Annotated in this window: 18 protein-coding genes; 7 read left to right on the top strand and 11 right to left on the bottom strand. The window is 74.3% G+C overall.

Going from position 1 to position 18772, the window contains the following annotated elements:
• Positions 1-16 precede the first annotated feature (16 nt).
• The 3 genes from ACFWUQ_RS12455 to ACFWUQ_RS12445 all read right to left on the bottom strand — a co-directional run bounded on the left by ACFWUQ_RS12455 (position 17) and on the right by ACFWUQ_RS12445 (position 3464).
• Positions 17-679 (bottom strand): hypothetical protein, encoded by a 663-nt coding sequence (locus ACFWUQ_RS12455; protein ID WP_384536621.1) that lies wholly within the window; start codon positions 677-679, stop codon positions 17-19.
• 95 nt (positions 680-774) lie between these two features.
• Positions 775-2076: a serine-threonine protein kinase gene (locus tag ACFWUQ_RS12450; RefSeq protein ID WP_384536618.1), complete on the bottom strand. Its 1302-nt coding sequence runs from the start codon at positions 2074-2076 to the stop codon at positions 775-777.
• Positions 2077-2171: 95 nt separating this feature from the next.
• Positions 2172-3464: an exo-beta-N-acetylmuramidase NamZ domain-containing protein gene (locus ACFWUQ_RS12445; RefSeq protein ID WP_384536615.1), complete on the bottom strand. Its 1293-nt coding sequence runs from the start codon at positions 3462-3464 to the stop codon at positions 2172-2174.
• A gap of 97 nt (positions 3465-3561) precedes the next feature.
• Here ACFWUQ_RS12445 and ACFWUQ_RS12440 point away from each other — a divergent pair, with 97 nt between their 5' ends.
• From ACFWUQ_RS12440 to ACFWUQ_RS12430, 3 genes are all read left to right on the top strand, one after another.
• A complete protein-coding gene (locus ACFWUQ_RS12440) occupies positions 3562-4335 on the top strand; it encodes an SDR family oxidoreductase (RefSeq protein WP_384536612.1) in 774 nt (257 codons plus the stop codon).
• The gene (locus tag ACFWUQ_RS12435; protein WP_384536609.1) at positions 4332-6125 is read left to right on the top strand and encodes a class I adenylate-forming enzyme family protein; all 1794 of its coding nucleotides are present in this window, start codon (positions 4332-4334) and stop codon (positions 6123-6125) included. Before ACFWUQ_RS12440 ends, ACFWUQ_RS12435 begins: the two co-directional genes overlap by 4 nt.
• A 67-nt stretch (positions 6126-6192) precedes the next feature.
• A complete protein-coding gene (locus tag ACFWUQ_RS12430) occupies positions 6193-6798 on the top strand; it encodes a TetR/AcrR family transcriptional regulator (protein ID WP_384536607.1) in 606 nt (201 codons plus the stop codon).
• Positions 6799-6900: 102 nt separating this feature from the next.
• On the opposite strand, the gene ACFWUQ_RS12425 is transcribed toward ACFWUQ_RS12430, so the two are convergent.
• The 7 genes from ACFWUQ_RS12425 to ACFWUQ_RS12395 all read right to left on the bottom strand — a co-directional run bounded on the left by ACFWUQ_RS12425 (position 6901) and on the right by ACFWUQ_RS12395 (position 12052).
• Positions 6901-8127 (bottom strand): acyl-CoA dehydrogenase family protein, encoded by a 1227-nt coding sequence (locus ACFWUQ_RS12425; RefSeq protein ID WP_384536604.1) that lies wholly within the window; start codon positions 8125-8127, stop codon positions 6901-6903.
• A 10-nt stretch (positions 8128-8137) separates the two neighbouring features.
• Positions 8138-9208 carry a phosphotransferase family protein gene (locus ACFWUQ_RS12420; RefSeq protein WP_384536601.1) on the bottom strand — a complete coding sequence of 357 codons (1071 nt, stop codon included), beginning with the start codon at positions 9206-9208 and terminating at the stop codon, positions 8138-8140.
• 156 nt (positions 9209-9364) lie between these two features.
• The gene (locus ACFWUQ_RS12415; protein WP_384536598.1) at positions 9365-10162 is read right to left on the bottom strand and encodes an MBL fold metallo-hydrolase; all 798 of its coding nucleotides are present in this window, start codon (positions 10160-10162) and stop codon (positions 9365-9367) included.
• 115 nt (positions 10163-10277) lie between these two features.
• A complete protein-coding gene (locus tag ACFWUQ_RS12410; RefSeq protein ID WP_384536595.1) occupies positions 10278-10574 on the bottom strand; it encodes a hypothetical protein in 297 nt (98 codons plus the stop codon).
• Positions 10575-10783: 209 nt separating this feature from the next.
• The gene (locus ACFWUQ_RS12405; protein WP_384536593.1) at positions 10784-11101 is read right to left on the bottom strand and encodes a DUF202 domain-containing protein; all 318 of its coding nucleotides are present in this window, start codon (positions 11099-11101) and stop codon (positions 10784-10786) included.
• Entirely contained in the window at positions 11098-11496 is a 399-nt protein-coding gene (locus tag ACFWUQ_RS12400; protein WP_384536590.1) for a YidH family protein, read from the bottom strand. Before ACFWUQ_RS12400 ends, ACFWUQ_RS12405 begins: the two co-directional genes overlap by 4 nt.
• Before the next feature lie 19 nt (positions 11497-11515).
• Positions 11516-12052: an NUDIX domain-containing protein gene (locus tag ACFWUQ_RS12395; RefSeq protein ID WP_384536587.1), complete on the bottom strand. Its 537-nt coding sequence runs from the start codon at positions 12050-12052 to the stop codon at positions 11516-11518.
• 84 nt (positions 12053-12136) lie between these two features.
• On the opposite strand from ACFWUQ_RS12395, the gene ACFWUQ_RS12390 reads away from it, so the two are divergent.
• Complete coding sequence (locus ACFWUQ_RS12390; protein WP_384536584.1) at positions 12137-13792, top strand: FAD-binding dehydrogenase; 1656 nt, start codon at positions 12137-12139, stop codon at positions 13790-13792.
• Positions 13793-13831: 39 nt separating this feature from the next.
• Here ACFWUQ_RS12390 and ACFWUQ_RS12385 read toward each other — a convergent pair whose 3' ends face one another.
• Positions 13832-14266 (bottom strand): ASCH domain-containing protein, encoded by a 435-nt coding sequence (locus ACFWUQ_RS12385; RefSeq protein ID WP_384536581.1) that lies wholly within the window; start codon positions 14264-14266, stop codon positions 13832-13834.
• A gap of 281 nt (positions 14267-14547) precedes the next feature.
• On the opposite strand from ACFWUQ_RS12385, the gene ACFWUQ_RS12380 reads away from it, so the two are divergent.
• The 3 genes from ACFWUQ_RS12380 to ACFWUQ_RS12370 all read left to right on the top strand — a co-directional run bounded on the left by ACFWUQ_RS12380 (position 14548) and on the right by ACFWUQ_RS12370 (position 18744).
• Positions 14548-15495 carry a hypothetical protein gene (locus ACFWUQ_RS12380; protein WP_384536578.1) on the top strand — a complete coding sequence of 316 codons (948 nt, stop codon included), beginning with the start codon at positions 14548-14550 and terminating at the stop codon, positions 15493-15495.
• A 54-nt stretch (positions 15496-15549) separates the two neighbouring features.
• Positions 15550-17094, top strand: coding sequence for an APC family permease (locus ACFWUQ_RS12375; RefSeq protein WP_384536575.1), 1545 nt, complete (start codon positions 15550-15552; stop codon positions 17092-17094).
• A gap of 210 nt (positions 17095-17304) precedes the next feature.
• Positions 17305-18744, top strand: coding sequence for an amino acid permease (locus tag ACFWUQ_RS12370; RefSeq protein WP_384536572.1), 1440 nt, complete (start codon positions 17305-17307; stop codon positions 18742-18744).
• Positions 18745-18772 lie beyond the last annotated feature (28 nt).

Raw genomic sequence — 18772 nt, 5'->3', positions numbered from 1 at the left:
GCTCCCGCCCCGCGCCTCACGCCGCGTCCGCCGCGGGCAGGTCCGCCAGCGCCGGTCTGGGCACCACGATCCCGCAGCCGGCGCACAGCGGCCCGTCCCAGGCCCATGCCCCCTCACAGGGGCCGGGCCCGTGCGGACCGGGGACCCGCCCGTGCCCGTGCCCCGTACCGCGTCCGCTCCCGGAGCGGCGCCCGGGGCTTGAGGGGCCCGCGACCGCCCCCGGCCACCGCAGCTCCGTGTCCCCGCACACCGGGCACCCCGCCCCGGGCGCCGACTCCAGCGCCCGCACCAGCCGCCGCAGCACCTCCCCGAGCGTCCCCTCCGGCCGCACCCCCGGATCCGCGCACCGCACCACCGCGTCGCCGCTGCCGCCCCACGCCCACTCGGGGCGCCGCACCCCGTGGTGCTTCTCGCGCCGCCGCCGCTCCGCGAACTGGCGCTCGTACTCCAACCAGACCGCCCGCGCCTCCTCCAGCTCCTCCAACGCGGCCACCAGCCGCAGCGGATCCGCTCCCCGGTCCTCGGGGGCGATCCCGTGCCGGTCGCACAAGTGCCACCAGGTGGCGCGGTGCCCGTACGGGGCGAACCGCTCCAGGCAGCGGCGCAGCGAGTGGCGCCGCAGGGCCCTGTCGTTGTGTGCGTCCCGCACCTGGTGGGCCAGACTCCGGAATCCCGCCATCACACCTTCACCTCCGCCGATGTGCCCAACATGCCCGGCAGGGTGCGGGCGCATGCGGGGGCGGTCGAGGCGTACGGGTGGCACATGGCCGGAAGTCAGCGCCCCATGCGCCCCGCGGTGACCACGACCCGGGCCAGTTCCTCGTGGCAGATGTCGCTGTGCGCCCCCGACGGGGCCCCGCCCCGCCGCACCACGGAGCCCGCGTCCACGCTCACGCAACCGGCGGCGGGCAGCCCTCCGCGCAGGACCGCATCCAGGCTGAGCCGGGGCGCGCCGGGCACCGCGCGCACCCCGCCGTGCCCGATGGCGCCCCACCGTTCGTCGAAGCCGAGCAGACCGGCCGAATCACCCGCCGTCCGGCAGGCCAGCGGGTAGAACACCCCGAGGGCCGTGTCGTGCGCGGAGTGGCACGCCACCACCGGCCCGTCGACCCGCCGCTGGAGCCCGCCCAGGGCGCCGCCCCGGCCCTGGTCGTGCGGCAGCCGGTCGGCGAACGCGTAGTGGGAGAAGGCTCCTTGGAGCAGGGTCAGGGATTTCACGTACCGGGCCCCGGACGGCACCGCGCGCAGCGAGAAGGACACCACGCGGGCGCCGAAGCTGTGGCCGACCAGGTGGACGCGCAGCGCCGGCCGCTCGTCCGCCAGTCGCGCCAGCACCGGGCCCAGGCCGCGCTCGCCGATCACTCCGGCCCGCTTCTTCATCCGGTAGAACGTCGCCTGCCGCAGCAGCTCCTTGGCGCCGTTCCACAGCTCCCGCTGCCCGGGTCCCCGCAGCCCGGCTCCACCCGGTTCGCCGTGCGCCGTGATGTCCGCGGGCAGCGCCCCCGACTCGGCCAGGGCGAGGGTGAGGGCCCGGCACACCGCCACGACGTCCTGCGTGAAGAGCGCGGGCACCGCGGGCGCCGCCGCCGAGGGGACCGCGTCCACCCCGGCCAGCTCCCTGACCAGGGCGCCGAACTCGGCGAAGGCCGCCGTCGACCCCGGCCGCTCCTCCAGCAGCTCGGCCACCCGGTCCAGGGCCTCCTCGCGCCGCGGCCAGAACTCCCCGAGCGCCCGCCGCGTGGCGGGGTCCAGTGCCGCGCCGCGGACGCCGGGTGCCGCGAGCGCGCCGGGAGGGTCGAAGTCCGGTATGGGCTCGTCCGAGAAGCGCATCGCGGGCCAGACGACCCCCACGTACCCCAGCCGCACCCCGGCCCCGACCAGACCCGGGAAGGGGGCGAAGAAGCGGTCGTAGAGACGGGTCGCCGTGGACCGGTCGCTGTTCCAGCCGTGCGCGAAGACCAGCAGGTCCGTGGCCTCCATCCGGGCCACCGCGCCGAACGAGGCCCGGTCGGCGTCGCCCTCCGCGTCGAAGGTCAGCTCCGCGTACGGGCCGGTCCCGACACCCCTGTCCGCCATGACGTCCCCCTCCGCTCGCCGCCGGAGCGCCCGCGGCCCCGGCCGGACCGGGCCCCGTCGCCGAGGCCGTCCGCCCGACCCCGGCGCGCGCCCGGCTACCCGTAGAGGAGGTATTCCCCGCGTACGGCCTCGAACCGCGCCAGTCCCGCCGACCAGTCGGCCGCGATCTCCGCCGCCCCCGCTCCCGCGTCGATCATCGTGCGGACCCGATCGGATCCCGTGAGCCGGTCGATCCAGTGGTCCGCGCGCCAGGCGAAGCCGCTCGCTGAACGCCGCGCGGTGACCAGCAGGCCGATGCCCGTCAGGACCGGGTCGAAGGCCTGCCGGTCGTGCACGATCAGCCGGACCCCGCCGCAGACCTTCCCGGCGTGCTTGGAGAAGGACGGAGTGAAGTACGCCTCCCGGAACCACACCCCCGGCAGGTCCAGCGCGTTCGCCGCCTCGGCCCACCGCCGGTCGACGCCCTCGGCGCCCAGCACCTCGAAGGGCGTGGTCGTCCCGCGCCCCTCGGACAGGTTCGTGCCCTCGAACAGGCAGGTGCCGGCGTACGCGAGGGCCGTGTCCGGGGTCGGCATGTTCGGACTCGGCGGAACCCACGGCAGTCCGGTCTCGCCGAAGAAGGACCCGCGCCGCCAGCCGGTCATCGCCACCGTCTCCAGCCGCACCGGGGCGTCGGCGAGGAACTCGCCGTTGAAGAGCCGTGCCAGCTCCGCGGCCGTCATCCCGTGCGCGAGCGCGATCGGCTCCCGGCCCACGAAACTCGCGTACGGCCGCTCCAGCACCGGCCCGGCCGCCCGGCGGCCGCCCACCGGGTTGGGCCGGTCCAGCACCACGACCGCCTTGCCGGCGAGCGAGGCCGCGCGCATGCAGTCGTAGAGGGTCCAGATGTAGGTGTAGAAGCGGGCTCCGACGTCCTGGATGTCGAAGACGACGGTGTCCACCCCGGCCGCCGTGAACACGTCCGCGAGCCGCTGACCGCTCGTGGCGTACGTGTCGTACACGGGCAGGCCCGTCGCCGGGTCCCGGGAGGCCCCCTCGGACCCCCCGGCCTGCGCCGTCCCCCGGAACCCGTGCTCGGGCCCGAACACCGCGACGAGGTCCACCCGGTCGTCCGCGTGCAGTACGTCGACCAGGTGGCGGGCGTCCGCGGTGATGCCGGTGGGGTTGGTGACGACTCCGACCCGCCGGCCGGCCAGGACGCCGTACCCGTCGGCGGCGAGCCGCTCGAAGCCCGTCCGCACCCGCGCGGCCCGGGTCGGCGCACCGGCCGCGGGCGCCGCGGGCGCCCCGGGCGGCCCGGCCGCCCCCGCGTCGCCGACCGGGAGCAGCCCGTGGGCCGTTCCCAGGGCCCCCGCCAGTCCCAGCATCCCGCGTCGTGACAGCGTCATCCGGCCACGCTAGGGCGCGCACCCCTTCCGTCAGGACATACCGACTGGTTAGTCTGCCCGCCATCCGGTCATCGGAAGCCGGCGCCCCCCGTGAAAGGTGATCCCCGTGAGCGCGTACCAGGACCAGCGAGTCGTCGTGACCGGAGCGGGCGGCGGCATCGGCGCCGCCCTCGCCCACCGCTTCGCCGCCGAGGGCGCCACCGTCGTCGTCAACGACCTCGACGCGGAGCGGGCCGCCGCCGTGGCGGGCGCGATCGGGCCCCGCGCGATCGCGGTGCCCGGCGACGCCTCGGCGATCGCGGCCGACGCCCGGGAGGCCCTCGGCGGGACGGTCGACGTCTACTGCGCCAACGCCGGGCTCGCCTCCGGCGGCGACGCCTTCGCCGACGAGGCCGTCTGGGAAGCGGCCTGGGACACCAACGTCATGGCCCACGTCCGCGCCGCCCGCCTGCTGCTGCCGGACTGGCTGGCGCGGGGGAGCGGCCGCTTCGTGTCCACCGTCTCCGCCGCCGGACTGCTGACCATGATCGGAGCGGCGCCGTACAGTGTCACCAAGCACGGTGCGCTCGCCTTCGCCGAATGGCTGTCGCTGACCTACCGCCACCGGGGCGTCCAGGTCCACGCCATCTGCCCGCAAGGGGTGCGCACCGACATGCTGACCGCCGCGGGCTCGGCGGGCGAACTCGTCCTCGCACCGACCGCGATCGAGCCGGAAGCGGTCGCGGACGCGCTGTTCGACGGCATGGAGAAGGGCCGGTTCTTGATCCTCCCGCACCCCGAGGTGGCGGACTTCTATGCCGCGCGCGCCACGGACACGGACCGCTGGCTCGGCGGCATGAGCCATCTCCAGCGGAAATGGGAGGACCGGTGACCGCCGAGCCCACCCCGGCGGCGCCCCCGGTGACCGCGGCGCCCGCCCCGGCCGCGCCCGCCGTCACCGCGGCCCCCGCCGAGCCCGCGGTACCCCCCGCGCCCGCCGCCCGGTACGCGGACCGGCCCTGGCTGGGCGTGCTCAGCCCGGCCCAGCGCGCGCCCGTCGCGCCGCCCCCCACCCTGCTGCACGCCTTCCGCGAGGCCTGCGCCCGGGCCCCCGGGCGCACCGCGCTGGCCTACTTCGACGGCCGGACCGCCTACGCCGAGGCCGACACCCTGTCCGACTCGGTCGCCGGGCACCTCGCCGCGCACGGCGTGCGGCGCGGCGACCGCGTCGCCGTCATGCTGCAGAACACCCCGCACTTCGTCCTGGCCGTCCTCGCCGCCTGGAAGGCCGGAGCCGTCGTCGTCCCGGTCAACCCCATGTACAAGTCCGGCGAGGTGCGGCACGTCCTGCGCGACTCCGGAGCCCGCGCGCTGGTCTGCGACGGCGGCGCGTGGACGGCGTACCTCCGCAAGGCAGCCGCCGGGACGAGCGTGCGGATCGCCCTGACCGCCTCCGGCCGGGACTTCCAGACCAGGAACGACCCGCGGGTGCTCCCCCCGGCGGCGACCGCCGTCCCGGACGCCGAGCCCCCCGCCCCCGGCGAACCCGCCGGCGTGCGCGCCGACGACCTCGCCGCCACCGCCCGCCGGGGCCGTCCCGCGCCGCCCGACCCGCTGCTCACGGCCGCCGACACCGCCCTCATCAGCTACACCTCGGGCACCAGCGGGACCCCGAAGGGCGCCATGAACCCCCACGGCGCGCTCACCTACAACGCCGTCCGCCAGGTCACCGGCCACCCCCTGCCCGAGGGAGCCGCCTATTTCGCCCTCGCGCCGCTCTTCCACATCACGGGCATGGTCTGCCAGCTCGGTGCCTGCCTCGCCAACGCCGGCACCCTCGTCCTCGCCCACCGCTTCGACGCCGGCGTCGTCCTCGACGCCTTCCTCGAACACCGCCCCGCCTACACCGTCGGCCCGGCCACCGCCTTCATGGCCCTCGCCGCCCACCCCGACGCCACCGCGGACCACTTCGCCTCGTTCCAGGTGGTCTCCTCCGGCGGGGCCCCGCTCCCGCCCGCCCTGGTCGGGCACCTGCGCGAGACCTTCGGCTTCTACCTCCGCAACGGCTACGGCCTCACCGAGTGCACCGCCCCCTGCGCCTCCGTCCCCGCGCACCGCGAGGCCCCGGTCGACCCCGCCTCCGGCACCCTGTCCGTCGGCGTGCCGGGCGCCGACACCGTCGTCCGCATCCTCGACCGGCACGGCGAGGAGGTCCCCTTCGGCGAGACCGGGGAGATAGCCGTCCGCGGCCCGCAGGTCGTGCCCGGCTACTGGGGCCTGCCCGCCGAGACCGCCGAGGCCTTCCCGGGCGGTGAACTGCGCACCGGCGACGTCGGCTTCATGGACCGGGACGGCTGGCTCTACGTGGTCGACCGCAAGAAGGACATGATCAACGCCTCCGGCTTCAAGGTCTGGCCGCGCGAGGTCGAGGACGTGCTCTACACGCACCCCGCCGTCCGCGAGGCGGCCGTGGTCGGTGTGCCGGACGCGTACCGGGGCGAGAGCGTGAAGGCCTACGTGAGCCTGCGCCCCGGGGCGCACGCCGAGCCGGCGGAACTGTCGGCGTACTGCGCCGCGCGGATCGCCGCGTACAAGTACCCGCGCCAGGTCGAGATCCTGCCTGTCCTTCCGAAGACGACCAGTGGCAAGATCCTGCGACGGGAACTGCGCGAGCGCGGCTGAAAACAGTCGGACGGTCGTACAGCTGGCCAGATCGGTCAGGCAGGGACGAGGAAGGGAAGGTCGGACCATGGCGGCCAGGACCACGGAGCCAGCAGGCACGCACGAAGCCCCGGTACCGCAGCGGCTGCTGGCCGTCGCGACCAGGCTGTTCGCCGAGCGCGGGTACGACCGCACCTCGGTCCAGGAGATCGTGGAGGCGGCCGGAGTCACCAAGGGCGCGCTCTACCACTACTTCGGGTCCAAGGACGACCTGCTCCACGAGGTGTACGCGCGGATGCTCCGGCTCCAGCAGCAGAGGCTGGACGCGGTGGCCGGATCCGACGCTCCCGTCGAGGAGCGGCTGCGGGCGGCCGCCGCCGACGTGGTGGTGACCACCATCGAGAACCTCGACGACGCGATGATCTTCTTCCGGTCGATGCACCAGCTCAGCCCGGAGAAGTTCAAGCAGGTACGTGCCGAGCGCCGGCGCTACCACGAGCGGTTCCGGGCCCTGGTCGAAGAAGGGCAGCGCGCCGGGGTGTTCTCCGACGCGACGCCCGCGGACCTGGTGGTGGACTACCACTTCGGCTCCGTGCACCACCTGTCCACCTGGTACCGCGCGGACGGCCCGCTCACCCCGCAGCAGGTCGCCGACCACCTCGCCGACCTGCTGCTGCGCGCCCTGCGCCCCTAGATCGTCTCTTTCGGATCCTGCCGGGCCCGGCGTCCGGCGCCCACGGGCCCCGGACGCGGGTGCCCGGGGGATCCGGGCACCCCGGCCCCGACGGGCCCGCGGCTACAGGTACCGCTTGAGCTCCCGGCGTGCCAGCGAGCGCTGGTGCACCTCGTCCGGCCCGTCGGCCAGCATCAGCGTCCGCGCCGCCGCCCACAGCTCCGCGAGCGGGAAGTCCTGGCTGACCCCGCCCGCGCCGTGCAGCTGCACCGCCCGGTCCAGGATCTCCACGACCGCCCGCGGGGTCGCGATCTTGATGGCCTGGATCTCGGTGTGCGCGCCCCGGTTCCCGACGGTGTCCATCAGCCAGGCCGTCTTCAACACCAGCAGCCGGAGCTGCTCCACGGTGACCCGGGCGTCCGCGATCCAGTTCTGCACGACTCCCTGCGAAGCCAGCGGCTTGCCGAAGGCGGTGCGTTCCACCGCGCGCCGGCACATCAGCTCGATGGCCCGCTCGGCCATGCCGATCAACCGCATGCAGTGGTGGATCCGGCCCGGACCGAGCCGGGCCTGGGCGATGGCGAAGCCCGCGCCCTCCTCGCCGATCAGGTACGAGGCCGGTACCCGGGCCCCGTCGAAGACCACCTCGGCGTGGCCGCCGTGGTCGTGGTCCTCGTAGCCGTACACCGTCATGGCCCGGCGCACCTCGACGCCCGGGGTGTCGCGGGGGACCAGGACCATCGACTGCAGGCGGCGCGGATCGGAGCCCCCGGGGTCGGTCTTGCCCATCACGATGAAGACCTTGCAGTCCGGGTTCATGGCGCCGGAGATGAACCACTTGCGGCCCGTCACCACGTACGTGTCACCGGAACCGCCCTCGGACCGCTCGATGCGCGTCTCGATGTTCGTCGCGTCCGAGGAGGCCACCTCCGGCTCGGTCATCGCGAAGGCGGACCGGATCGCACCGGCCAGCAGCGGCTCCAGCCACTGCTTCTTCTGCTGCTCGTTCCCGAACTGGGCGAGCAGCTCCATGTTCCCGGTGTCCGGAGCCGCGCAGTTGGTCGCCGTCGGCGCCAGGTGCGGGCTGCGCCCCATGATCTCGGCGAGCGGGGCGTACTGGAGGTTGGTCAGCCCGGCGCCGTGCTCGGCGTCCGGCAGGAAGAGGTTCCACAGGCCCTGGCGGCGCGCCTGCGCCTTCAGTTCACCGAAGACGGCCGGGGTGTCCCAGGGCGAGGCCAGCCGCGCGCGCTGCTCGGCGGCGACGGGCTCCGCCGGGTAGACGTACTCCTCCATGAACGCGAGCAGCCGCTCGCGGAGTTCCTCGGTCCGGGCGTCGAATGCGAAGTCCATGGTGCGTGCCTCAGCCTTCCTGGCGGACCGGGTGGTCCTGACGGTCCTGGAGTGTGGTCAGTCCGTGCTCGATGAAGACCGGGACCAGCTCGCCGATCCGGTCGAAGCCCGCGCCGACGGTCTGCCCGAGCGTGTAGCGGTAGTGGATGCCTTCGAGGATCACCGCGAGCTTGAACCAGGCGAAGGCCGTGTACCAGGCGATGGATCCGGTGTCCCGGCCGGAGCGGGCCGCGTACCGCTCGATCAGCTCGGCCGGCCGCGGGTGCCCCGGCGCCGCGCTCGTCGTACTGACCGGGGAGTCGCCCAGGCCCAGGTCGGAGCTGTACATCACCAGCAGGCCCAGATCGGTCAGCGGGTCGCCGAGTGTCGACATCTCCCAGTCCAGCACCGCCCGGATCGAGTCGTCCGGCCCGCCGATCAGGACGTTGTCGAGCCGGAAGTCGCCGTGCACGACGGTCGCCGCGGGGGAGGCGGGCAGCGCCCCGCCGAGCGCGCCGTGCAGCTCGTCGATCCCGGCGAGTTCCCGGCCCCGCGAGGCCGCGAGCTGCTTGCCCCAGCGGCGCAGCTGCCGGTCGAGGAAGCCCTCGGGTCGGCCGAAGTCGCCCAGACCCACCGACTCCGGTTCCACCGCGTGCAGTTCCACCAGGGTGTCCACCAGGCCCAGCACGGCCCGCCGGGTGCGCTCGGGACCGATCGCGGTGAGCTCGCCCGCGGTCCGGTACGGCACCCCGTCCACGAACTCCATGACGTAGAAGGGCGCTCCGAGCACCGCGTCGTCCTCGCACAGCAGCACCGTCCGCGGCACCGGTACGGCCGTGTCCCGCAGCGCCGTGACGACCCGGTGCTCGCGCCGCATGTCGTGCGCGGTCGCCAGGACGTGGCCGAGGGGCGGCCGGCGCACGACCCAGCGGGCGGAGCCGTCCGTGACCTCGTAGGTGAGGTTGGAGCGGCCGCCCTCGATCAGGCGTCCGCACAGCGGTCCGCCCACGAGTCCGGGGCGCACCCGGTCGAGATGGCCGCGCAGCCGTTCCAGGTCGAGGCCGCGGGGGCCGGCCGGGCCGGGGGCCGGGGCTGTCGTCATAGTGCGCACCTCCGAGGGAGCGGACGGGGGGAGGAGGGTGGGGCGACCGTGCCCCGTACCCGCCGCCTGCCATCATGCCGACCAGTCGGTATGGCGTCCAGAGCGCCGGGCGGAAAAGTCCCGGACCCGGCGGCGGCCTCGCGGGCGCCCGCTCCCCTACGCGTGGCAGAGGATGGGCGTCCCGCCGTTCATCACCGTCATGTCCCTGAGCACCGCCGGGATGTCCAGCGGGGCGCCCTCCGGCTCGCCGGCCAGTTCCACGTACGCCCGGTGCAGGTTCGCCACGAGCCGCCCGCTCTCCCGCCAGGCGGCGAACTCGCCCAGATCGGCCCGCCGGGCCGTCTCCAGCGGGGTCAGCCCCTCCTCCCGGCCCGCCGCCGCCAGTGCGGCCATGTGGCGCAGGTACCGCTCGGTGGAGTCGTAGGCCGAGGCGTCGGTCAGCGGCCCGTGGCCCGGGACGACGGTCTCCGCGTCCAGCGAGCGCAGCAGCTCCAGGGCCCGCAGGGAGCCGGCCAGCGACCCCATGGCCAGGAACGGGGTCCCCCCGGCGAAGACGAGGTCGCCGGTGAACACCACCCGCTGCCGGGGCAGCCACACGACCGAGTCGCCGGTGGTGTGCGCCACCCCCGGGTGCAGGACCCGTACGTCCGTCCCGCCGACGTGCAGGGTCAGGCGCTCGCTGTAGGTGAGGTCGGGGGCGGTGATCTCTGTCGCGCCGAAATCCGTCGCGGGCCAGATCATCTCCAACTGGTGGCCCGCGGCGAGATGCTCCGCCCGCGCGCGGTCGTGCCCCACGATCAGGGCCTCGGGTGCGAAGACCGAGTTGCCGTAGGTGTGGTCACCGTGGTGGTGGGTGTTCACCACCGTGCGGGGGAGCGGCGCGCCGGCGCCCACGACGGCCGCGCGCAGGGCCAGGGCATCGGCGCTCTCCCCGGGTCGCGGCGTCAGGCGCACCGCATCCTGCCGGCCGCGGTGGTCCCGGGGGAGAGCGGGTCGACATCAGTAGGGGGGGCGAATCGCCGCCGGCCGGTCGGTCGGTCGACGGGTCCGGTCTTGGGTCGAACGGCTGTCAGTGGTCGTCGTAGTGGCCGTCGTGGGCGGCGTGCCGGTGTCCGTCGTGCAGGTAGTCGAGGTGGTCGCCGTGCGGGACCGCGTCGTGCCCGCAGCCCGTGCCGTGCTCGTGCGCGTGGCCCTCGTGGGTCGCGTGGCGCGGGGCCTCGCACTCCTCCCAGTGCCCGGAGTGCTCCCGGTGCAGATGGCCGTCGTGCGCGTAGTCCAGGTGGTCGCCGTGCGGGACCGCCCGGTGCCCGCAGTCGGCGCCGTGGGCGTGCTCGTGCGTGGGGTGCTCGTGGTGCAGGGTCGTCATGGGGCCGAGGCTAGTGCGGTTCGGGCGGTATCGCCCGTTGCGTCCCGGCGGCGCGGACAAGGCCGATCATGGGATCCCCCGATCATCGGACCGCACGGCAGCCCGCGACGGCGCTCCGCACCCGCCCACGCCGCCGCCCTCCACGCCCACGTCCCCCCGCCGCCCGCCTGCGCCCCCCGCCCCCGCCCCTGCGACGCCAACCCGCCGGTTCACAGGACCACCGCCGCGGCGAGCACCGCCAGCGCCACCGTGCACCCCGCCACCGCCGCGGCCGCCCGGGGCGCCAGCGGGCCCGGCCGGGCCCGCGCGAGCACCCGTACCCGGCGGTGCGCCACCACCAGGAACGCCAGCCACAGCAGCGCGATCACCGCGGCGCCGGCCACCTCCACCGGCGCCCCGGTCCCGCGCATCGCCTGCCGCAGCCCCAGGACCGCCACGACCGAGCAGGCCAGGGTCGTACGCCGCCAGGCGAGCCGGGTCCGCTCCGGCTGCAGGCCCGCGTCGCGGAGCTCGCCGGGAACGCTCACGACCCCGTCGTCCAGCCCAGTAGGACGACCACCACCATCGCCACCGCGACCAGTCCCACCCCCAGGCTGAGCACCACCGGGAACCGCGACACCGGCAGGTCCTCGCCCCGGCGCATCGCCCGCTCGCACCGCGTCCAGTGGTTCACGGCGCGCACCGAGCACGCAGCACCCACCGCGAGCAGCGCGACGGCCATGCCGACGCGCACCGCCCACCGCAGGTCGGGCAGGAACTGGTCCACCGCGAAACCGCCGCCCACCAGGGCCAGCGCGGTGCGGATCCAGGCCAGGAAGGTCCGCTCGTTGGCGAGCGAGAACCGGTAGTCGGGGGTCTCGCCCTCGTCCCGGAGCCGCTGCGGCGCGAACCAGAGGCGTACGTCTTTGACGAAGTCGATCACAGGCGCAATCTACGGGGAGCTAGCCCGCGGAGCCGAGACCGCCCCGGGCGCGGAACCGTGCCAGCCGCCGGTACGCCTCCAGCCCGTCCGGCACCCACGGCCAGGCGCCGCCGGCCACCCGCCGCTCCACCTCGTCCGGGCCGAGGAAGGCGTACCAGTCCACCTCCGAGACCTGCGGCCGCACCGGGAGTTCGCACCGCACCTGGTGCACGTACGACCACCACGCCCCGGCCGGCCCCTCGTACAGGAACTTGAACAGCGGCTCCGGCTGCTCCAGTCCCGACACCCCCAGCTCCTCCTCGGCCTCGCGCAGGGCGGCCCGCGCGCAGTCCTCGCCGGCGCCCACCACCCCGCCCACGAACATGTCGTAGTGGCCGGGGAACACGAGCTTCGACGCCGTCCGGCGGTGCACGAAGACCGTCCCGCCCGGCCCCAGGACCTCCACGAACACGCAGCGGTGGATCAGCCCCCGCGCGTACACCTCGCCCCGGGGGGCCCGGCCCGTCACCCGGTCGTCCCGGTCCACCACGTCCAGTACCTCATCAGCGGCGTTCACCCGCTCATCCAATCACCGCTGTTGACTGGTTACCGCTCCGTAGCCAAGGATCTGCCCCACCACCGACGGAGGACGGGAACACCCATGACGTACGACGCAGACGTGATCGTGATCGGGGCCGGCCTCGCCGGCCTCGCGGCCACCGCCGAGCTCGTCGACGCGGGCCGCAAGGTCATCCTGCTCGACCAGGAGCCGGAGCAGTCCCTCGGCGGCCAGGCGCACTGGTCCTTCGGCGGGCTCTTCCTCGTGGACTCGCCCGAGCAGCGCCGGATGCGTGTCAAGGACAACCGGGACCTCGCCCTCCAGGACTGGATGGGCACCGCCGGGTTCGACCGGGACGAGGACGCCTGGCCGCGCCGCTGGGCCGAGGCCTACGTGGACTTCGCGGCCGGGGAGAAGCGGTCCTGGCTGCGCGCCCAGGGCGTCCGCTTCTTCCCGGTGGTGGGCTGGGCGGAGCGCGGCGGCTACGACGCGAACGGGCACGGCAACTCCGTGCCCCGCTTCCACATCACCTGGGGTACGGGCCCCGGCCTCGTGGAGCCCTTCGAGCGCCGCGTCCGGGCCGGGGTGGCCCGCGGCCTGGTGCAGCTGCGGTTCCGCCACCGGGTCACCGGCCTCGCGCGCACGGCCGGCGCGCTGGACACCGTGACGGGGGAGGTGCTGGAGCCCTCCGACGCCGTACGCGGCGCCGCGAGCGGCCGCACGGCCACCGGGGCGTTCTCCCTGCGGGCCCAAGCCGTCATCGTCACCTCCGGCGGCATCGGCGGCAACCACGACCTCGTCCGCGCGCAGTGGCCGGCCCGCCTCGGCACCCCGCCCGAGCGGATGCTCTCCGGGGTCCCCGCGCACGTCGACGGGCTGATGCTGGGCATCGCGGAGGCGGCGGGCGCCAGCCACATCAACAAGGACCGGATGTGGCACTACACCGAGGGCATCGAGAACTGGGACCCGATCTGGTCCCGGCACGGCATCCGGATCCTGCCGGGCCCCTCGTCGCTGTGGTTGGACGCCACCGGCAAGCGGCTCCCCGTGCCGCTCTTCCCGGGATTCGACACCCTCGGCACCCTCGACCACATCATGGGGACCGGGTACGACCACACCTGGTTCGTCCTCAACCAGCGCGTCATCGGCAAGGAGTTCGCCCTCTCCGGCTCCGAGCAGAACCCGGACCTCACCGGCAAGTCGGTCCGCGACGTGATCTCGCGCGCGCGGCAGGCCGTGCCGGGGCCGGTGAAGGCGTTCATGGACAAGGGCGCGGACTTCGTCGTCGAGCGCGACCTGTCCGCCCTGGTGCGCGGGATGAACGCGGTGACCGGCAAGGACCTGATCGACGAGGCCGCGCTGCGCGAGGTGGTCACCTCCCGGGACCGGGAGATCGCCAACCCCTTCACCAAGGACCTCCAGGTGATGTCGATCCACGGCGCCCGCAAGTACCTCGGCGACAAGCTGATCCGCACCGCCGCCCCGCACCGGATCCTGGATCCGGCGGCCGGTCCGCTGATCGCGGTCCGCCTCTCGATCCTGACCCGCAAGTCGCTGGGCGGCCTGGAGACCGACCTCTCCTCCCGGGTCCTGGCCGGGGACGGCGAGCCGCTGCCCGGTGTCTACGCGGCGGGCGAGGCGGCCGGCTTCGGCGGCGGCGGGGTGCACGGGTACCGCGCCCTGGAGGGAACGTTCCTGGGCGGGTGCATCTTCTCGGGTCGGGCGGCGGGCCGCGCCGCGGCGCGAGCCGTGGCCTGACGGCGGGCGGGCGGTACGGGGCCGCCGGGCGCGGGCGGTTCAGCCGCCCTCGCCGGCGGCCTCCACCACGCGGAATCGTTCCGCCACCACCAGCGTGTCGTCGCCGACCGTGAACCCGGGGTCCCCGAGCAGTTCCCGCATCTGCGGTCCGTGCCAGAAACCCTCGTGCGACGAGCGCCATTCGGCCACTGACGCATATCCCTCGCCCTCGTCCAGAGCGTGCCGCAGGTCCACCTCGGCGAGCGGCAGGACCCGTACGTCCGTGATCTCCAGGACGGCCACCGGACGCTCCGCGGAGTCCACCAGGGCGGAGCGCTGCCCCGGTTCGGGCAGCGGCTCGCCCTCCACCCGGTACGCGGCGAGCAGCCCTGTGGTGCTTGTCTTCCTTCCGCTGAGCACCGCCGCGACCAGCTGGTCGCGCAGCGGCCCGGGGAAGGCCATCTGGTACGGGGGAAGATCGTCGCAAGGGTTCATGGCCCCACCCTACGATGCGGCCCGACCGGCTCCCGAACCGGCACAAGCGGACCAACTCATCCCATCGGCGCAGCAGTTGAAACCCGCCACGCAGTGGACTGGACCTTGACGCGGAGCTGTGCGTACCGCTTTGCTGTGCGTGATCATCCGGCCGCTCGCCGGTACGGTCCCCGGCCGCCCGGGACGGCACCCGCGCACACCCCGCGCGCGCTCCGGCCACGGCTCGCGCCCGTCCACCCGTGTTCTGCCCGTCCACCCGTGTTCTGGAGGGAAACCCGCGGATGTCCCCGCCTCCGCCGCCCCTCGGCCGCGCCCGCAAGCGGGACGCCCAGCTCTTCGACTCGGCCCTGTGCGACTCCGAGCTCGTCGACGTACGGACCAAGTTCACCCAGGGCCGCTGGTCCGCGGCCCGGTCCCTCCTCGTCGCCACCGGCGACGACTGGGACCGCAGGGGCCACCGCGTCGTCGTCCTCGCCGAGACCCCGGCGGCCACCGCCTGGGCCCGCGAGTGGCTGCTCGCCGAGCCGGAGAGCGCCGACGCCGCCACCCTCCTCGCCTGCGCCGCCGTCGTCACCGCCCTGCGCGGCAAGGGCGCCCCCGAAGCCGCCGAGAACGCCTGCCGCCGGGCCGCCGCGCTGCTCCCCGCCGACCCCACCCCCTGGCTCGGCCTGCTGCTGCTCTCCCGCGCCTTCGGCAACGAGGAGGACTTCAGCCGCCACTTCGACCAGGTCCGGGCCCGCCACCGGGAGCACCACCACGCCCACCACCTGATGGTCGCCCGGCTCGCGGAGCGGGCCCCCGGCTCCGGTCACGACCCGCTGCACGAGGTCTACGACTTCGCGGCCTGGGCCGCCGAGGAGTCCCCGGCGGACTCCCCGCTCGCCGTGCTCCCCGTCGTCGCCCACGCGGAGCGCTACCGGGTGCTCGCCGCCACCCAGGGCCACGCCCCGGGCGCCGCGGCCGCCCACTGGTCCGGCCGCCGGGCCCGCCAGGTGCTGCGCTCGGCCTTCGACTGGTGGCTGGAGTGGGAGCGGGAGGACCACCCCCGCAACCGGGTCGACCTCAACTTCCTGGCCCACGCCAAGCTCTGCGAGGGCCGCCCGGCGGAAGCCGCCGCGCTCTTCCACCGCATCGGCAGCCACGCCACACGCGCCCCCTGGTCCTATCCGGACCGCGACCCGCACCAGGCCTTCCTCGCCGCGCGCAACGCGGCCCTCGGCACCGCCTGACGTCCACCCGACGCCGCCCCGCCCCCGGACCGACCACCCCGAAAGGACGCCGCCATGCCGACGGGCAGATCCACCACGCTCCGCGACCCCGCCGAGATCCGTACCTACAAGGGCCAGGACCGCGCCCTGCGCGCCGACCGGCTGGGAACCGCCGGCCTGCTGCTCTCCGTACTCGCCGCCAGCGCACCCCTCATGGTGGTCGCGGGTGTCATGCCCACGACCTTCGGGGTGATGGGCATCGTCGGCCAGCCGCTGCTGTTCGTCATCCTCGGCATCGTCCTCGCGCTCTTCAGCATCGGCTACGCCGAGATGAGCCGGCACGTCCACAACGCCGGCGCCTTCTACGCGTACATCGCCCGCGGCCTCGGCCCCACCGCGGGCGCCGGCGCCTCCCTCGTCGCCCTCGTCGCGTACAGCGCCATGCAGGTCGGCGTGTACGGCATCCTCGGCTTCGAGATCTCCGGCCTCTTCGCCACCTACCTGCGGATCGAACTCGCCTGGTGGATACCGGCCCTGCTCGCGGTCGCCGCCACCGGCGCCCTCGGCTGGCTCAAGATCGACCTCAACGCCAAGGTGCTCGGCGTCCTGCTCCTGATCGAGTGCGCCCTCGTCGTCGTCTTCGACCTCGCCGCCCTCACCGAGCCCGGCCCCGAGGGACTCTCGCTGCACGCCTTCAACCCCGAGACGCTCACCGGCGCCGGCCTCGGCACCGCCCTGTGCTTCTGCATCGCCGCCTTCGTCGGCTTCGAGCAGTCCCCGGTGTACGCCGAGGAGACCAGCAGGCCGCACATCGTCGTGTCCCGGGTGATGTTCCTCGCCGTGGGCTTCGTCGCCCTCTTCTTCGCCTTCAGCGCCTGGGCCCTCACCGTCGCCACCGGCCCCTCCGAGGTGGTCGCCACCTCCAAGGACGCGGGCCCCGGGCTGCTCTTCGCCCTCACCGAGAGCCGGCTGGGCGCCACCTTCACCGACGTCCTGCACATCCTCTTCGTGACCGGCATGTTCGCGGCCGTGCTCAGCTTCCACAACGTGGTCGCCCGCTACGCCTTCGCGATGGGCCGCGAGGGCCTGCTCCCGGCCGCCTTCGGACGCACCAACAGCGGCACCGGCGCACCCGGCACCGGATCCCTCCTGCAGAGCGTGATCGCCACCGTCGTCGTCATCGCCTTCGCCGTCACCGACGACATGCCGGCCGGCGACCCCACGGCCCCGGTCCTGCACCTGTTCACCTGGATGGGCAGCGTCGGCGCCCTCGGCGTGACCCTGCTGATGGCCGCCGCCTCCTTCGCCGTCATCGCCTTCTTCGTCCGCCGCGGCACCGCCGGGGCCCAGGTCTGGCGGCTCGTCGCGGCCGGCGCCGCCGGGCTCGCGCTCCTCGCCATCGCCGCGTACACGGTCAAGGACTTCGGCGTCCTGGTCGGCGCCGAGGAGGGCTCCGCCCTCAGCTGGGCGCTGCCCGCCATCATCGGCGCCGCGGTCGCGGCAGGCCTGGGGTACGGCCTGCTGCTGCGCAGCCGCCGCCCCGAGGTGCACGCACGGATCGGCCTGGGCAACGAGGCCTTCCGGCTCGACCAGGCGGCAGAGGCCACCGCGGGGGACTGACCTCGCTTTCCAGCCTTCACGAAGCCCCCGGCGCCGGATTCCAAGGTCGTCGGGGGCTTCTGGCGCATGGGTCCGATTTTGGCGGGTAGCGGAACCCCGTGGTCTCCTGGGGCGACCGAAACGACCGGACCGCCGCCCGGGCGACACCACCCAGCTCCCCCGCGCGGCGGTCCGGGCCTGCCTGCCCCATCCACGAAGGCGAAGTCATACATGAGTGACCGCACCTTGACCGAGGCCACCGCCCCGGCGTCTTCCCGCCATGTCGACGCCGGTGACGAGGGCTACAGCAAGGACCTCAAGTCCCGCCACATCAACATGATCGCGATCGGCGGGGCGATAGGCACCGGCCTGTTCCTCGGCGCGGGCGGACGCCTCGCCGGAGCCGGCCCCTCCCTCGCGATCGCCTACGCGGTGTGCGGCGTCTTCGCCTTCTTCGTCGTCCGGGCCCTCGGCGAGCTCGTGCTCTACCGCCCCTCCTCCGGAGCCTTCGTCTCCTACGCCCGCGAGTTCATGGGGGAGAAGGGCGCCTACACGGCCGGCTGGCTGTACTTCCTGAACTGGTCCACGACCACCGTGGCCGACATCACGGCCGCCGCGACCTACGCCCACTTCTGGTCCCTGTTCACCGACGTCCCGCAGTGGGTCCTCGCCTTCATCGCCCTCGCCGTGGTCCTCACCGCGAACCTGATCTCGGTGAAGTACTTCGGCGAGATGGAGTTCTGGTTCTCCCTGGTCAAGGTCGCCGCCTTGGTGATCTTCCTGATCGTCGGCATCTGGCTCGTGGCCACCAGCCACGAGATCGGCGGCCACACGCCGGGCCTGTCCACGATCACGGACAACGGCGGGCTCTTCCCCTCCGGCGTCCTCCCGATGCTCCTGGTCATCCAGGGCGTGGTCTTCGCCTACGCCTCCGTCGAGCTCTGCGGCGTCGCGGCGGGCGAGACCGAGAACCCCGAGAAGATCATGCCGAGGGCCATCAACTCGATCATGTGGCGCGTGGGCCTCTTCTACGTGGGCTCCGTCGTCCTGCTCGCGCTGCTGCTCCCGTACACGGCGTACAGCTCCGACCAGAGCCCCTTCGTCACCGTCTTCGACGAGCTCGGCGTGCCCGGCGCCGCGGGCATCATGAACCTGGTCGTCCTGACGGCCGCCCTCTCCAGCCTGAACTCCGGCCTGTACTCCACCGGCCGCATCCTGCGCTCCATGTCCCTGGCCGGCTCGGCCCCCAGGTTCACGGGCGTCATGAACAAGGGCAAGGTGCCCTACGGCGGGGTCCTGTTCACGGCCGCCTTCGGCGTCGCGGGCGTCGTCCTGAACTACTTCATGGCGGAGGAGGCCTTCGAGATCGTCCTGAACTTCGCCTCGCTCGGCATCCTCGGCACCTGGGCCATGGTCATGCTCTGCTCGCTCCACTTCTGGCGCCGCGCGAAGCAGGGCCGCCTGGAGCGCCCCTCCTACCGGCTGCCGTGGGCCCCGTACACGCAGATCGTGACGCTCGTCTTCCTGGCCACGGTCCTGGTCCTGATGTGGTGCGACGGGGGCGTCGGCCGCACGACCGTCATGTTCGTCCCGCTGATCGGCGCCGCCCTGGTCGGCGGCTGGTTCCTGGTCCGCGGCCGCGTGGCGGAGATCGCCGCCGCCCGCGACTGACCGCCCGCGTCCGTACGCCGCCCCGCCC

Source organism: Streptomyces sp. NPDC058662 (assembly GCF_042716255.1).
Classification (GTDB): domain Bacteria; phylum Actinomycetota; class Actinomycetes; order Streptomycetales; family Streptomycetaceae; genus Streptomyces.
The sequence above is the reverse complement of the archived record's forward strand: the minus strand, read 5'-3'. Positions and strand labels throughout refer to the sequence as shown.